This is a genomic window from Dyadobacter sp. HNCC25DJ185 (genome assembly GCF_056895195.1).
Genome location: NZ_JBXHAR010000004.1, coordinates 260,092 through 275,484, shown reverse-complemented (window position 1 = coordinate 275,484; position 15,393 = coordinate 260,092). Strand labels below are relative to the sequence as shown.

Below are 15,393 nucleotides of genomic sequence, written 5' to 3'. Positions count from 1 at the left end.
GCAAAAGTTTATTTAAACCGAAATCAGTCCGGACTAAAATTAAAGTCAGTTGGATCTATATCTTGGCTACCGCCTTGTTTTCCCTTCGTTAATTTAGCCACATTACCGAATTTGTTCAAAACCGGTTTGCGATAAGACTTTTTTGTCTGTGTAGAGTGCGAATTCACTGTTTTCATTTTTAAATTGTTAGATGACTATATACCAATATCCGTTGTAAATTTAGACAGATAAATTTAATTTGCAAACTTTGTTGACTTTAAATATGAAAAAATCAAGTTGAGGCGTTTTTGAAGATATTTTTAGCAATTATTACTGACCCCCAAATTCCACTATTATCCGCGTTTTTCGTGTTCCTGACTCTATTTTTCCGGATCCTATGCAATCATCGCTTTGGCAAAATTCAAAGTTTGTCTGATCGTCGGAAAGCAGCCCTACACCGAGACCATACCGCTTGATGCCTACGTACTTATTGATGATTGACGTGTCTTTACGTTCTACGACGGTTAAGGTTTTGTGGAAAGATTGTTCGCCTACTATGGCCGGTTGGTTCAGGTCTTCGTAATGATAATCCTCTGCCTCCTGGTTGTTGTAGGTATTACCATTCCAGGTAATCCGGGAGTCAACCGGAAAGACGAGCGAAAAGAATGTCTGATTGTCGATATTGGTCAATATTTTGTCCGGATACTTTTGGACTGTATATTCTTTCACTTTCTGCCAGTACTCGCTTGAATTGGCCCTGGTAGACCTGGAAAAAGTATAAGTCGAAATCCCCTCAGAGTTAACCTTAACCTCTTCAATCTCATCTTTCTCCTGGCTGGTTTTAATTATGGGATCCTTCTGTGCGGATGAGTAGATTTCTTCGTGCACATCGTAAACTGCAAACCAACCTACTTTAAGAGGATAATAACTGTAGGGGTCTATTGGTTCAGTAGAATTATGCTTGCATGAGAGGACAAGAATGGAAGCAACCAGAAAAAAGCTGAATTTTTGAAAAGTCATTGCTGTAATGTGTGTAAAGATCTTCATTTGCAACCTGTTTTTAAGAATAATCCTTCGTATTAAGATAACCAAAAGTACACAAAGCTATTTACTTTTTCGCTCTGCCAGTTTCCCTCTCAAAAAGCCGATCAGAACCTGCAGACCGGTGTCAAAGCGTGAATTGTTGTTGATGATCATGTCCGCCTCGGAACGGAGCGGCAGGATGAACTTGTCATAGGTCGGCGCTACATGGTGTTCCCAGCGGTACAGTACATCGTCCAGATCATAGCCACGTTCATTATTATCACGAATAATCCTGCGTTTTATTTTAACGTGTTCTTTGGCATCCACGAATATCTTCAAATCGATTAGCCGGGAGATTTCGGGAAAATAAAAGACAAAGATCCCTTCTACGATGATGATGGGCCTCGGCTCGAAAACCAGAACTTCCGGCGTGATCAGTGGATTATTGAAAGTGTATTCCTTTTGCTGGACTTCCCGCCCGGCCCGTAGTACGGCGATATGTTCGGCAAACAAATGATGGTCTATCGTTTCGGGCAGGTCAAAATTTTCCACGCCATTTTCATCTCTCGGGATTTCGTGAATCGGGCGGTAGTAATTGTCCTGGGAAATTCTTGTAACATCTTCTTTTGCAAATGCATCTATAAGGCTTTTCATAAAAAAAGTTTTACCCGAGGCACTTCCGCCAGTTATACCCACGATATAAGGCATTTTTTCTGAAGTAGTCATATCCGAGATTTGGATCTTATTCTGAAATAAAACATAAATTATCACTTTACTCTATAACGGCCAATTTGCCGGCGAGTTTCGCACTTCCGTCTCCAGCGACAATGAGCACCATATAGATGCCACCTTTGGAGCGCCTGCCAGTATAGTCATTCAGGTTCCAGGATGCCGTTCCACCTTCTGATTTGGTTTGGTAAATCAGTCGGCCGGAAAGATCAGTGATTTTGACCGTCGATTCCGGCATTAAGCCTTTTATTCCAACCTGGCCACCATATCCTGGACGGACCGGATTGGGGAAAATGATCACGTGATCAAGATTTTCAGCAGGTGAAGAGGCATTGCTCTGATAGGATACTAATCCATTGGTAGTCTCAACCCAAAGCACTCCGGCTGAGTCTTCGAATCGCAAGACTGAAATCTGATCAGAAGGGAGAGGGGTGTCCCTGGCTGTAAACTTTTGAACTAACTCTGTTGCATCTGGATTGAATAGATATAAACCGGTTCTTGTGCCGATCCATTTCCTGTTGCCAGGCTCGATAGCCAGTGAAGTGCATTTTTCAGTTGCAAAAAGCTTTCTCTGTCCATAAATAGGCTGAATAGCATCGACCCGTTCACCATCCAGAACGCCCTCCGGTACAATATACCCGACTCCTTTGTCACTTGCGAACCAAATAAAACCATCCTTGTCCATCGCCAGGCTATTGATGGTTGATGAAGGCAGACTTCCGTTTCCAATAGAGGTGGACAAAATTCTTTGCTGCTGATTTAATGTGCTTTTTGCCAATATACCACCACCGAGGTAATCTGGAAGGCGTGTCCAGGAAATTCCCGAAAGGTCAATGATGGAAGAATCCTGCCGAGGGATCAATGTAGTATCGTTTTGTTCTGGGCCCATACTTTGGAAGGCTGAGCTTTGATTGCTCAGCAGGCCTTTGTAATGATCAGCGGTCCAAAAAATACCAGTCTCTGTTTCAACCGTCTCATTAAGAAAGTCAAAAGTGGGATCGTTGTAAGTTTGAACTTTATTACCGGGATCCAGTTTCACAATTTCCTTTTCAAGCGTTGCGATTAGAGCATTGGATGAAACGGAAACCGAATAGGTTTTACTATTGGAGGAATAGATCGATTTCCAGCCGGCACTCTCCTTCTGAAATATCCCTTTGCCCGAAATTCCCGAGTAAAGCGAACCGTTAAAGCTAACCAGCGACAATGGATCGCCGGGCGCGGTCACTTTTTTCCAATTTTCAAAATATTGCTTATTGACCGATGGCTGATCAGAAATGGATAAAAGCCCTTGTGAAGTGATGGCGAATATAGAATCTGATGCAAAGCAAATGTCAGTAACCGACACAGGGGTCCCGTTTGCACCAATGTAGCGGTAGGTTTCTACAACTTGTTTAAGGTGGATGTCCAAAATAACGATGCCAAAATTGGTACACAGGTAAGCCGATCCATCCTTGAAAGCGATTCGCGTGACGGTTTTATTTTCCGGTAGCCCCTGCGTTTCATTGAAAACCCGCCATGGCTCGACCCGGCTGAGATCCGATTCCTCGTCTAAATAGACAAAGTCTATGTTGCCGTTTCTGTAAGCCAGGAGTAGCAAGTTATCTTCGTTGCTATACCCCAATGCACTTATTCCTGTTTCGTTGAGCCCGTTAATTTTCGACCAGGTTTCGACTTGGTGATCTCCGGTTTTAACACTGAACAACCCATTATAAGAGGCACAAAAAACATGGTCTTTGACCCTTACAACATGCCTGGCAGAAAGATAATTGAAGTGGGTCTCCCACTGGCCTAATGGAATAGACTGGCCTTGAACACTCTGATTTGAAATAATCAGGAAAAAAAAGAAAAACACTGCAGGCACTTGCATGTGTTTTTTTGTTCTGTTTGACCTGCTCCGGCACATAAAAAGGGTATTATTTTGAGAAACTGCAACCCTAATTGTCAACAGTAACAATAGCAGATCCCTTGCCGGTGCCAGTACCACAGCCACTTTTTAACGAGCTGATCGTGTATTCGGTCGTTGAAGTCGGTGAAACGGAAATCAGGTAAGGATTAAGAAAAGTGCCGTTTATTGCAGTGCCGTCCGATAAGGTGAATGACCAGGGAGGAAGGCCGTTTTTGAATTTCAATTGTATCCTTGTCGTTCTGCCTGCCGTAATTGTGGCCCTTCCGGACACTTCACCTATCGCCCTGTCGGGTGCGATAACATTTATTTCTTCAATAGCGCTGGAAACAGCGGGTGATGAAGAAATGATCCTGATTTTCTGTGTTCTCAGCGTGTCGCCCTGCGCTAAGGCCGATATTTTTACCTGCATGGCCGTTGGAGTAACCGTCGTCGGCAGGTTCACAAAGCGTCCGGATTTATCGGTCATTTGCGCTACAAACTTGTTTCCCGGATTATACCGCCCCTCGGTTTTATAGGGGATTTGGATGGTCGACCCTGCGCATACCATGTTTTGAGGCAGCTTTTCCAAAGTAATACTCGCCGGAGCGCTTTTAACGGATACTTTCGCAGAGCCCGAGAACTTGCCGACACCACACAGGCCGCCTGCGGAAGTGATCTGGTAGTTCGTGTCGTACTGTGGTTTGATCTTGATCTTGTAAGGAGACTCCTGAATGTTATTTTCATAGGTGCCGTCTGAAAGCAGCACAAACCAAGGGCCGCCGCCGGTGAATTTCAAAGTAAGTTCGCCCGACTCGTTTTCTCCCAGACGCAACGAATCTTTTTGCAAAACCGTGACTGTGGGCGAAACGATCGTGACATTCGTGGTCTGGCTGACCAGATATGGAGCCGAAGAGGTTACCCGCAGCCGATATTCACCCGGCTTGTAAGTAGAAGGGATTTCCGTATTGATATATCCACTTGTATCAGGGGAAGATATGGTTTTAAAAGCTCCGGTTCTTTCCGCAATTTGGACGACGAAGTGATTACCCTCTTTGTATTTTCCTGTTGCATTAAAAGGAACCTGAAATGGAACTCCGCTGCAAAGTTTTGCTATTTTCTCAGTTTCTTTGAGTTCGAGTTTCGGCTCTGGATTGTTGTTGACATTTACAATTGCTTCTCCCGAGCTAACTCCGCTGCCACAGGCATTGGAAACGCCTGCTACTTTATAAGCTTTAACATCTTTGGGTTTTACAGTGAGATAGTGTGGGTTGGACAATGTCTGATGCACAATCGTACTGTCGGATAAGAGGAAGGACCAGGGCGCTGCGCCTGTCAGGCTTACCCGAAGGTGTGCCTCCTGCCCGGGCATAATCCTGGTTGATTGTGTGCCGTCAGCAAATTCGATTCTTGCGGCGGGTGCCTGTAACAACCGGATAGGAACTTCCTGGCTTCTTACTACAGGGATAGAGCTGACAATTTGAAGCCTGTATACCTCTCCCCCGATTTTATAAGATGGAATAACGGCTTTCACCGGGCTCTTTTTGAAAGGGAGAGAAATGGGGATTGTCTTACCGCTGGCATCGATCATTTGCGCAATAAAGGTATTGTCTTCGTCGAAAGGACCTTCGGTTTTAAAGGGAATGGTAATCGTTGTTCCCGGACAAACGGACAGATACGAGATGTCCTCAACGATGATTTTGTAGGAGCGAATGCTGTCGGCGGCGGGCTTCGCAGCCTTTTCCAGCCGTTCTTCTGCTTCTTTTTCTGTTACGATATCCTTGGACTGCCCCGTCTCATTTTCCGGAACATTTGAAGAATCGGTGCTGCTAGTCGTGTCTGCTTTCGGAGTGCCAACCTGTACTGGTATTTGAGGGGTTGCTGTATCTCGTGCAGGTTGCTGTAAGGCTGGCGCCGCTGCCCTGTTTTTAGGGTCAAGGATCTGTCTTCGGGGTGACGCTGCCCTTCGCTGGGCGTCGGCGTGACTCGAAAGAAAAAGTAAACCGAAAAGGAAAATGAAGAAGAATCTGAGCATGTAAGTCGAATATGGGTGTGTTAATTCATTGCTACCAAGGTAGTTCCTCTCAGTACCGGCACAATGTCATACAAATCTTTTTGTAGACAATAGGAGATGTCCTTCTGTATGCCCAAGCGTTGCAAACGCCTCACGTGTGATGAATTAGATACACTCGCGATCAAGTTATCGTGGCTTTGGTCATACAATCGCTGTGCCATCAATGTTCCGTCTTCCAGCAACATAAACTGGTCTTTAAGTGCGTCGGCAAGAGCCCCGGCAAAAAGTGTATCTTCCAGATTTGGCCTTCCCTTCCAGCCTGCACAAAGTACCAGGACATCATAGGGTTCCGATCTGAGATGATTGGCCAATGCGCCCAGATTGAGGAAAGATCCGATCATTACTTTCACTGCCGATGCTTTGGCTTTTGCGATTGATAACGTCCCATTGGTCGTCGTCATTGCGATTTGAGAACCGATCAATCGCTCATTCATGTAGCTGAACGGGGAATTGTCCAAATCAAAACCTTCCACTTTTCGGGCGTCCCGTTCGGCAGCGGCGATGAAACCTTTATCCTGTAAAAATTTGCATTCTTCGATGCTGGCAACCGGAGTAATACTTTTTACGCCGTACGCGAGGCCTGTTACCATGCAGGAAGTAGCTCTGAAAACGTCGGCAACAACAACAATAGAGTTATCAAGTTTATGTAAATGAAGTAAATCCGGTGTAAGGCAAACATCAAGTTGTTTCATATTTTGGATCGAAACGAAATAGGGATTTGGTAAGTTAATTTTTTACGAAAGGTAGTTTTACTGTTTTGGCTTTCAATAATTTATCCCTGACTTTTACATAAATCTCGGTATCCGGCTTACTGTAGGCCGAAGGTACATAGCCCATGCCAATTCCTTTCTGCAAAGTTGGGGATTGGGTCCCGGAAGTTACTTCCCCCAGCTTAGCTCCTTCGGCATCACATAATTCATAATGTCCTCTTGGAATGCCACGGTCAATCATTTCAAAGCCCACCAGCTTTCTTTTCAGGCCAGCCTCTTTTTGTTTTTTCAATTCATCGGCATGGATAAAGTCTTTGGAAAACTTGGTAACCCAGCCAAGCCCCGCCTCCAAAGGAGATGTAGTATCGTCAATATCGTTTCCATAAAGGCAAAATCCTTTTTCCAGCCTTAAAGTGTCCCTTGCGCCAAGCCCGACCGGCTTGATCCCAAATTCCGCACCTGCTTCGAAAATAGCATCCCACATTTTTTCGGCATCTCCATTTTTTACGTATATCTCAAAGCCACCAGCGCCAGTATAGCCGGTCGCTGAAATGATCACATCCTCGATTCCAGCCATCCTGCCGATTTGAAACGTGTAATATTCCATCGCAGCCAGGTTTACTTCGGTCAACTTTTGCAAGGTAGCTGCCGCATTGGGTCCTTGCACCGCGAAAAGGCAAGTTGCATCAGAAAGGTTCTCCATTTCCACTCCTTCTGTATTCTGGCTTTGGATCCAATCCCAGTCTTTTTCGATGTTGGAGGCATTCACTACGAGCATATAATTGTCTTCGCTGATCCTGTAAACCAGTAAATCGTCCACTATCCCGCCGGTGGCGTTGGGCAGGTAGCCATACTGCACTTTCCCGTCATACAAGCTGGCTGCATCATTGGAAGTGACCTTTTGGATGAGTTCCAATGCTTTTGGTCCTTTCACGCTGAACTCTCCCATATGGGATACGTCAAAAACGCCTACATTATTTCTTACAGTGTGATGCTCATCCAGGTCCGAAGTATAACGTACAGGCATTTCAAATCCTGCGAAGGGTACCATTTTGGCTCCAAATTGAATATGGACAAGATGTAAAGGGACAGTTCTCATGTATGATGAATAGGTTCAGATGAATTTACAAAAGTATGCAAAGGCAAGGAAAGCCCCACAAAAAAGTGTTGTTTGAGGCAGGAGGACAGTATTTTGAAGTATATTGTGAAAAAATAGGCGAAAACTTTTATAGCTAAACCCGGCAAGATCCGCAGACATGAAGAAACAATTTTTGCTTTTTACCGCCCTTATTATTTCAGCGGGGGCCTTTTCTCAAACGGCTACTTTCATTGGAGAGGCGATAGACGATAAAATCAGCATCGGATATGGCGTGGCTGCAGGGGATGTTGACGGTGATGGAAAAACGGATATTTTATTGGCAGACAAAAAGGAAATCGTCTGGTATAAAAATCCTGGGAAAAAGGACAGGCCGTGGACGAGATACATCATCGCGAAAGAGCTGACGGAGCATGATAATGTTTGCATTGCGGCAAGAGATATCGATGGGGATGGTAAAGTGGAGGTAGCGGTCGGGGCACAGTGGAATCCCTCAGAAACAAAGAATGTGAAGCAATCGGGAGCTGTTTTTTACCTGATGGCCCCGCATGATCGCATGCAGGAATGGGAACCTGTACGCTTGCACCACGAGGTAACCATTCATAGAATGCAATGGATCAGAAAAGCTGACGGCGCATTCCAGCTCGCTGTATTGCCCTTACACGGAGAAGGAAATACAGGCGGTGAGGGCGCAGGTGTAAAGTTGATTGTGTTTGATGTACCTGAAAATAGAAATGGGATCTGGGGATATGAGCTATTGGAAACCAATATGCACATGACCCACAATCTGCAGCCGATGGAGGTTCCGGGCAGGCTTTTGGGTCTTTCAATAGCAGGTAAGGAAGGCGTGCAGGTGTTTTTAAATGGGGCAGATGGCTGGGTATCTTCTGGTAACTGGATGGTTGCCGATAAGGGGGTAGGGGAGGTCAGGACGGGGAGTTTGGGTAAAAATCAGCTTTTTACTGCAACCATTGAGCCGATGCATGGAAACTCGCTGGTTGTTTATTCCAAGGATAGCCGTACTGTTTTAACGGAGAGAATTAAGGAAGGGCATGCACTGGCGTGCGCTGATTTCTTTGGCCAGGGCAGGGACCAGATTGTAATGGGCTGGCGCAATCCGAACGTAACTGGCGAAACAGGGGTAAGGATTTATGTTGGCTCAGATCCGGAAGGGAAAAAATGGCAGGAATATACGCTTGACGAAAAGATCAAAATTGCTTGCGAAGACCTTTTGCCGGCGGATCTGGATGGCGATGGTGACCTGGATATTATTGCCTCGGGACGGGCGACCCATAACCTGGTGGTATATTGGAATCAAAGAAAGAGGTGAATTGGGGTGTAAATAAAATCAAAATGGGAGGCATTCGCCTCCCATTTTGATTTTAGATTTGATATTTGGTTAATCCCTGCGGCCCATAAGAATGCTTACGTAATAAAGCAACGTTGCCAAAGAACCAATGGCAGCTACCAGATATGTACGTGCGGCCCATTTCAACGCGTCGGCCGACATGGCATATTCCCGTTCCGTCACTATCCGGTTTTTCTGGATCCAGGCAAGAGCCCTGTTGCTAGCATCATATTCAACGGGTAACGTAATGAAGCTGAATAAAGTAGTCGCAGCAAACAACGCCACTCCGATTGTCAGAGGAATAATGGTTGTGTTAATCATAAAAATCCCCGCAAGAATGATCCATTGCATATACTGCGAAGCAATACTCAGAAAAGGAACCATTTGAGAGCGAAATTGCAGCCAGCTATAAGCGGTTGCATGCTGCACCGCGTGCCCGCATTCGTGGGAAGCTACCGCTGCCGCGGCCACACTTCTACCGTAAAAAACATCAGGGCTTAGGTTCACTGTCTTGTCCTGAGGATTATAGTGATCGCTTAGCCTTCCCTCTACTGAAACAACCCTTACATCATAAATTCCGTTTTCACGAAGCATGGTTTCAGCGATTTCCTTCCCGCTCATTCCATTGCTTAAGCCAACCTGCGAATATTCTTCGAACTTACTTTTGAGACGCCATTGCACGTAAAAGCTCACAAGCATCACAATACCACCAATTACATATGCACCTATCATAGCTAACTTAGTTATAACCTTGTTTTATCTTTTCAATCAGTGCGGTCGTAGAGTAACCCTTTACCAGGGCTATTGTTTTTACCTCACCTCCTTTACCCAAAACAAAATCTGCGCCAGCAATATTTTCTATGGTATAATCATCTCCTTTGACCAAAATGTCAGGTTTTACGGCTTCAATCAACTGACTTGGCGTCGGCTCGTCGAACAAAATGACAGCATCGATGAAAGATAACGCTGCCATCAGCCTCGCTCTGGCATATTCATTGACAACCGGGCGCAAGGGGCCCTTTAATCTGCTAACTGAGGCATCCGTATTGAGCCCGAGCACAAGCCTGTCGCCAAGTGCACGCGCCTTTTCCAGATAATCTATATGACCAAGGTGCACGATATCAAAACAGCCGTTGGTGAATACCACTTTCTGTCCTGCGCGCTGCCAATCTTCGATCGTAGGTATGGCTTCTTCTAATCTAAGGATTTTGCTTTCCGTGAAATTCATTGTTAAACCGATATAGGATTTTGAGGAATTAATATGGTAACATACTAAGTTTCCATTCCCCGGGACTATTGAAAGCGGATAAAATTAATTTCCGGCTGAAATCCCCTCCGGCTCGCTTACTTCTTTTTTGTTCTGGATTAAAACGTATAAAAAAGCAAGTGCCCCAATCATTAACATAAAGACCATTTGGGTGCCGTGGATAAAAGTCGCGAGGGTAATGCCGTCGTTATGCGAAAGTCCGTAAAGGATCATCACATTGCCTACCAGCAAGTGATATGCCCCAATTCCACCTTGTGTCGGTGCAGTCATACCAATTGCACCTACAACGAGTAAGGTCAATCCGGCAAGTGGGCCGAGGTTAGAGGTTTCCGGAATACAGAAAAACAGTACGTACGAAATCAGATAATAAAACACCCAGATCGCGATGGTGCTCAGGATAAACAGCCCCGGGTTTTTAAGCTTGCGAACACTCAACAGGCCTTCCAGCATGCCTTTGGCGAACGTGGCAATTTTATTGACCAGACTATTCTGCATTAGCTTTGCTCTTTTTTCTTTATTCCCGATGGTATAAATGGCAACAGGAATGGCTACTGTCAGAAAACCCAGTAATACCCACAAAAGCCCGTTGCCGCCACCATCACTTTTTCCGACTTTAGTTTGCAGAAAATCGGTGAAAAATGTGCTCAGACGATCAAATTCAAAAATAAAGTTCAGCCCGATCATGATCAGCAGGACTAAGACATCAAAAATCCTTTCGGCCACTACAGTACCAAAGCTCAGATTAACAGGTATCCTTTCCAGGCGGTAAAGCGTCCCGCAGCGGGTCACTTCGCCCATACGGGGTACAATGTAATTGGCAAAGTAACCCGTCAAAACAGACACCGAACTGTTCAAAAGTCCAGGTTTGTAACCCAGGGGTTCCATCAGCATTCCCCAGCGCCAAGCCCTCGTCACATGAGCGCACATCAGAAAAAAACATGAAACGGCAATCCAGCGCCAGTCGGATTTCGCAAAGCGGTCGAGCATTTCTGTCAGGTTTATATCTTTGAATACAAACCATAGGAGCCCACCGGCCAGGACAAGCGAAATCGTGTAACGCAAAACGTTTTTCATATCTTCTGAATAAAGTGCAGTGTTATTAAATAAGCAGATTAGTTGACCAGATGGTTATTGCTGTCTGGGAAGACAACCATAGGTTTGAAAGTTTTGGCTTCTTCCTGGCTCATGCTACCATATGCAATAATAATAATGATGTCCCCGATTTGCACTCTCCGGGCGGCTGCTCCATTGAGACAGATCATGCCCGAATTCCTTTCCCCTTTGATAACATAGGTTACAAAACGCTCACCATTGTTATTGTTGACAATATGTACCTGCTCGTTTTCGATCAACCCGGCAGCATCCATTAAGTCTTCATCAATTGTGATACTGCCTACGTAGTTCAATTCAGCCTGAGTCACTTTAACCCGGTGAATCTTCGATTTCATTACTGTTATTTGCATTACCCGTGAATATAGGTCGAGATTATAAAATGCATTATCCCCCAAAGTTACAGGAATAATACCCAGCCTTCAAAACATCCCGCTTCTCCTTATTGTTCCAAAGGGCTTCGGGGCGAAAACATCTCTTAATAGGCCGCACTGCTTCTGGGAAGATCCTTATATTTAAGCGCTATTTAATGTCATTAAGTAATATTTAAAACCAAGGTGCTTTAATCTAGTATTGTCCACTTATACTTTTATCAAATCCGATGAATGAAGGAAATAAACCGAAAGATGTTAACCGCCGGGACTTTCTACAAAAGACAACGGCAGCAGCAATTGGCAGTTTTTTTATAGTCCCCCGCCACGTTTTAGGTAAAGGCTATCGTGCCCCGAGTGACAAATTGAATATTGCAGGTGTCGGTGTGGGAGGCAAAGGATTTTCTGACACAAATAACGCCTGGAACAAAGGAGCTGAAAATCTGGTAGCATTGTGTGACGTGGACTGGAGCCAGGCACAGGTCAAGAAAAATTTTGAACTGCATCCCGATGCCAAAAAATACAAGGATTTTCGTAAAATGTTCGACGAAATGGAAAAGGATATCGACGCGGTAACCGTTTCCACAACCGATCATATGCACGCGATTATCGCGATGGCCGCCATGCAAAGAGGCAAGCACGTGTATGTTCAGAAACCGCTGACGCACGATATTTACGAGGCAAGGGCGTTGACCGAAGCTGCCAGGAAATATAAAGTTGTCACCCAAATGGGTAACCAGGGTGCGTCCAATCCTGCTCAGGTGCAAATGAAGGAATGGTTTAGCAAAGGGTTAATTGGCAACGTGCATGAAGCACATGTCTGGACAAACCGCCCGGTTTGGCCGCAAGGTATCCCCGTACCAACTGGGAAATTTGAGGTGCCAGCGGATCTTGACTGGGAATTGTGGGTAGGCTCAGCCGAGTGGGTCGACTATAATCCGGCATGGCACCCATTCAAATGGAGAGGTTGGTGGAACTTCGGTACCGGTGCACTGGGTGATATGGGTTGCCACCTGATCGATCCGGCGTTCCGCACGCTTGGCCTGGGGTATCCAACCGAACTGGAATGTAGTGTGGGCCAGGTGTTCATTAAAGACTGGACCCCTGAATACATCCCGGAAGGCTGTCCACCTTCATCGCGGGTACAATTGAAATTCCCTGCCAATAAAATCAATAAGTCGGAGGTAACACTTACCTGGCATGATGGTGGCCTCCGCCCGTTCCACCCCGAGTTGATCCCGGCAAATGACCCTCTTGGAGAGCCAGACAGCAGTAATGGGGTGTTGTTGATTGGAGAAAAAGGCGTAATGACTTGCGGAACTTATGGTATCAATCCGAAAGTATACCTGAAAGACGGTACCAAGCTGGAATACAAGCAGGGTGATTTTGGTAACAAGTATACAACCATGCCTGAGTTTGGCCACCATGTTGCATGGTCGGACGCCTGTAAAGCCGGGTTCAACAGCAAAGAGCATAAGGCGCTTACTTCGTCATTCGACTATTCAGGACCATTGACCGAAACGGTTATCATGGGTAACCTGGGTATCCGCAGCTATAACTTGCGCCAGGCCCGGGCCGACGGCAAGGGATTTGACTATCCTGGGCGTAAAAAGCTATTGTGGGATGGTACGAATATGAAAATCACAAACTTCGACGAAGCCAATCAGTTCGTGAAACGCAAATACCGCGGCGACTGGAAGCTGTCGTAGACAGCACTGACTGGTGTATACAGACCTTGTAGGTGTTTCAAACCTGCAAGGTCTTTTTGCTAAAAAACCAGGTTATCGATCAATCTTACCGGACCCAGAAAAACCGCGACACAAATTGCATTGGTACCTTCAGGGCCGATTTGTTCGATAGATTGTAACGTTTTAAGGTCCACGACCTCAAAGTAGTCAAGCGTAAACGCTTCAAGCATCGAGAATTCCTTTCTGGCGAATCCAATCGTTTCTGCAATTGTACTGCCACGCAGCAGCTGATTCTTGGCAGATTCAAGGATCTTGAAAATGTGGGGAGCAATTCTTCTCTCGTCCTCACCAAGTCTTCTGTTTCGCGAAGACATAGCCAGTCCGTCATCTTCGCGCACAGTAGGACAAATCACCAGTTTCAGATTGAACGACAAATCGCTGACCATTTGCCGGATCACAGCTACCTGCTGCAAGTCTTTCTGGCCAAAATATGCGCGACGGGGGTTGACCATATTAAAGAGCTTGGAAACCACAATTCCGACCCCATTGAAGTGGCCCGGACGGGACGACCCTTCCATCACACTTTCGAGTAAACCGAAATTGAATGTCAAAACCGGCTTCTCCGGGTACATTTCCTCAACAGCAGGGGCAAAAACCGCATCGCAACCCGCCTTTTCAAGCATATCCAGGTCTTGTTCGAGTGTCCGCGGATATTTGAGCAGATCTTCAGGGTTATTGAATTGGGCGGGGTTCACGAAAACGCTGCAAACTGTGATGTCGTTCTCCCGTTTAGAAGCTTCGATCAATGAAATATGGCCTTCATGCAGTGCGCCCATGGTAGGGACAAGGCCTGTTGTTTTTTGTTGATGAGCTTGGGAATTAAGATAAGTCCGAAGACCTCGGACCGAAGTAAATACTTCCATTTAAAAAGTAAAATCTGAGGGAGTAACCAAACTGATCTTGCTGCTTTACTTACTTAAAACCGTGCCTGCAGTCAGATTAGCGAACATTTTGGAATGAAGATTCCCAAACTGGGCGCAATATGACAATTAGTTTGGAATATCTTTTGAAATTGCGATTTTTTTTGTATAATTTTGCAAAACTTTTTTTCACAAACTGCTAAAAGATCTATGGAGAAACTACGAATTTTGTATGTAGCCAGTGAAATCAATCCCTTCCTCCAAACCACTGATGTTGCTGATTATGTTAGGAAACTTCCTCAGGCAATGCAGGAACGCGGTGCAGAAATCAGGATACTTGTCCCGCGTTTTGGTCTTATTAATGAGCGTAAAAACCGGCTTCATGAAGTAGTTCGACTGTCAGGAATCAATATTACTGTAGGAGATGAAGAAAAGCCTCTGATCATCAAAGTTGCCTCCATTCCCAATGCGAAGCTGCAGGTTTATTTTATAGACAATGACGATTATTTCCACCGTAAATCTGTTTTCTTCGATAAAGAGAATAACTTCTTCGACGACAACGACGAGCGTGCGATTTTCTTCTGTAAAGGTGTTCTGGAAACAGTTAAAAAATTAGGATGGGCTCCCGACGTGGTGCATTGCAATGATTGGATGACGGCATTGATTCCCTTATACCTGAAAACAACCTATCGCAACGATCCGATGTTTAAGGATACAAAGAGTGTATTTACAGTGCACAACAACGCATTCGACTACAAATTTGATGCGGACTTGCAAAGCAAAGCGAAAGCAATGGATGTGAGCGACGAGGCACTTGCGCATTTGCATTCAGCCGATTTTGAAGGTTTTGTAAAAATCGGATGTGCTTATGCAGATGCGGTTCTTAAAGCTGATGACCACTGCAGCGATAGTCTGAACGAAATTTTCAATAGTGCTCCTAAACGTGTCGAACTGGATGAGCACGAGGAAAAATTCTCAGAGTCGTATTATAATTTGTACACAGACCTGATGAATTGAAATCCATATATCAGGCACAAAAAAACCGGCGATCTCTAAATCGCCGGTTTTTTTGTGTCTGCACTTTGAAAATAAATAACTATATGTGTTCGAACACTTTGATTAGATAGGATATTTTTTAGTATTAAATTAAAAATTGACTTGTTAGCCAATATAGATTAGCATTTATTTGCCGCTGT

The 15,393-nt window shown here is 45.1% G+C and carries 15 protein-coding genes; 3 read left to right on the top strand and 12 right to left on the bottom strand.

Translation table 11 applies throughout. From position 1 onward, the window contains the following. Positions 1-23: 23 nt before the first annotated feature. The 7 genes from AC1XUF_RS13055 to gcvT all read right to left on the bottom strand — a co-directional run bounded on the left by AC1XUF_RS13055 (position 24) and on the right by gcvT (position 7,496). Positions 24-176 (bottom strand): lasso RiPP family leader peptide-containing protein, encoded by a 153-nt coding sequence (locus AC1XUF_RS13055; RefSeq protein ID WP_483342243.1) that lies wholly within the window; start codon positions 174-176, stop codon positions 24-26. 133 nt (positions 177-309) lie between these two features. Then, a complete protein-coding gene (locus tag AC1XUF_RS13050) occupies positions 310-1,026 on the bottom strand; it encodes a hypothetical protein (protein WP_483342242.1) in 717 nt (238 codons plus the stop codon). Positions 1,027-1,083: 57 nt separating this feature from the next. Beyond that, positions 1,084-1,728, bottom strand: coding sequence for a uridine kinase family protein (locus AC1XUF_RS13045; RefSeq protein ID WP_483342241.1), 645 nt, complete (start codon positions 1,726-1,728; stop codon positions 1,084-1,086). 46 nt (positions 1,729-1,774) lie between these two features. Further along, positions 1,775-3,598 (bottom strand): PorZ beta-propeller-like domain-containing protein, encoded by a 1,824-nt coding sequence (locus AC1XUF_RS13040; protein ID WP_483342240.1) that lies wholly within the window; start codon positions 3,596-3,598, stop codon positions 1,775-1,777. Between the two features lie 67 nt (positions 3,599-3,665). Beyond that, positions 3,666-5,648: a hypothetical protein gene (locus AC1XUF_RS13035; protein WP_483342239.1), complete on the bottom strand. Its 1,983-nt coding sequence runs from the start codon at positions 5,646-5,648 to the stop codon at positions 3,666-3,668. A gap of 20 nt (positions 5,649-5,668) precedes the next feature. Next, complete coding sequence (locus tag AC1XUF_RS13030; RefSeq protein ID WP_483342238.1) at positions 5,669-6,379, bottom strand: 2-phosphosulfolactate phosphatase; 711 nt, start codon at positions 6,377-6,379, stop codon at positions 5,669-5,671. Between the two features lie 34 nt (positions 6,380-6,413). Further along, a complete protein-coding gene (gene gcvT, locus AC1XUF_RS13025; protein ID WP_483342237.1) occupies positions 6,414-7,496 on the bottom strand; it encodes a glycine cleavage system aminomethyltransferase GcvT in 1,083 nt (360 codons plus the stop codon). Between the two features lie 157 nt (positions 7,497-7,653). On the opposite strand from gcvT, the gene AC1XUF_RS13020 reads away from it, so the two are divergent. Next, positions 7,654-8,823, top strand: coding sequence for an FG-GAP repeat domain-containing protein (locus AC1XUF_RS13020; protein ID WP_483342236.1), 1,170 nt, complete (start codon positions 7,654-7,656; stop codon positions 8,821-8,823). 69 nt (positions 8,824-8,892) lie between these two features. Here AC1XUF_RS13020 and AC1XUF_RS13015 read toward each other — a convergent pair whose 3' ends face one another. From AC1XUF_RS13015 to panD, 4 genes are all read right to left on the bottom strand, one after another. Further along, on the bottom strand, positions 8,893-9,573 hold the full coding sequence (locus AC1XUF_RS13015; protein WP_483342235.1) for a zinc metallopeptidase: 681 nt from the start codon (positions 9,571-9,573) through the stop codon (positions 8,893-8,895). A 7-nt stretch (positions 9,574-9,580) separates the two neighbouring features. Next, positions 9,581-10,069 carry a D-glycero-beta-D-manno-heptose 1-phosphate adenylyltransferase gene (gene rfaE2, locus AC1XUF_RS13010; protein ID WP_483342234.1) on the bottom strand — a complete coding sequence of 163 codons (489 nt, stop codon included), beginning with the start codon at positions 10,067-10,069 and terminating at the stop codon, positions 9,581-9,583. An 84-nt stretch (positions 10,070-10,153) separates the two neighbouring features. After that, positions 10,154-11,182 carry a lysylphosphatidylglycerol synthase transmembrane domain-containing protein gene (locus AC1XUF_RS13005; protein ID WP_483342233.1) on the bottom strand — a complete coding sequence of 343 codons (1,029 nt, stop codon included), beginning with the start codon at positions 11,180-11,182 and terminating at the stop codon, positions 10,154-10,156. Positions 11,183-11,220: 38 nt separating this feature from the next. Further along, the gene (gene panD / locus AC1XUF_RS13000; protein WP_483342232.1) at positions 11,221-11,571 is read right to left on the bottom strand and encodes an aspartate 1-decarboxylase; all 351 of its coding nucleotides are present in this window, start codon (positions 11,569-11,571) and stop codon (positions 11,221-11,223) included. Between the two features lie 248 nt (positions 11,572-11,819). Between panD and AC1XUF_RS12995 the strand changes: the two genes are divergently transcribed. Next, entirely contained in the window at positions 11,820-13,298 is a 1,479-nt protein-coding gene (locus AC1XUF_RS12995; RefSeq protein WP_483342231.1) for a Gfo/Idh/MocA family protein, read from the top strand. A gap of 59 nt (positions 13,299-13,357) precedes the next feature. Here AC1XUF_RS12995 and panC read toward each other — a convergent pair whose 3' ends face one another. Beyond that, on the bottom strand, positions 13,358-14,200 hold the full coding sequence (gene panC, locus AC1XUF_RS12990) for a pantoate--beta-alanine ligase (protein ID WP_483342230.1): 843 nt from the start codon (positions 14,198-14,200) through the stop codon (positions 13,358-13,360). A gap of 207 nt (positions 14,201-14,407) precedes the next feature. On the opposite strand from panC, the gene AC1XUF_RS12985 reads away from it, so the two are divergent. Then, a complete protein-coding gene (locus AC1XUF_RS12985; RefSeq protein WP_483342229.1) occupies positions 14,408-15,214 on the top strand; it encodes a glycogen/starch synthase in 807 nt (268 codons plus the stop codon). Positions 15,215-15,393 lie beyond the last annotated feature (179 nt).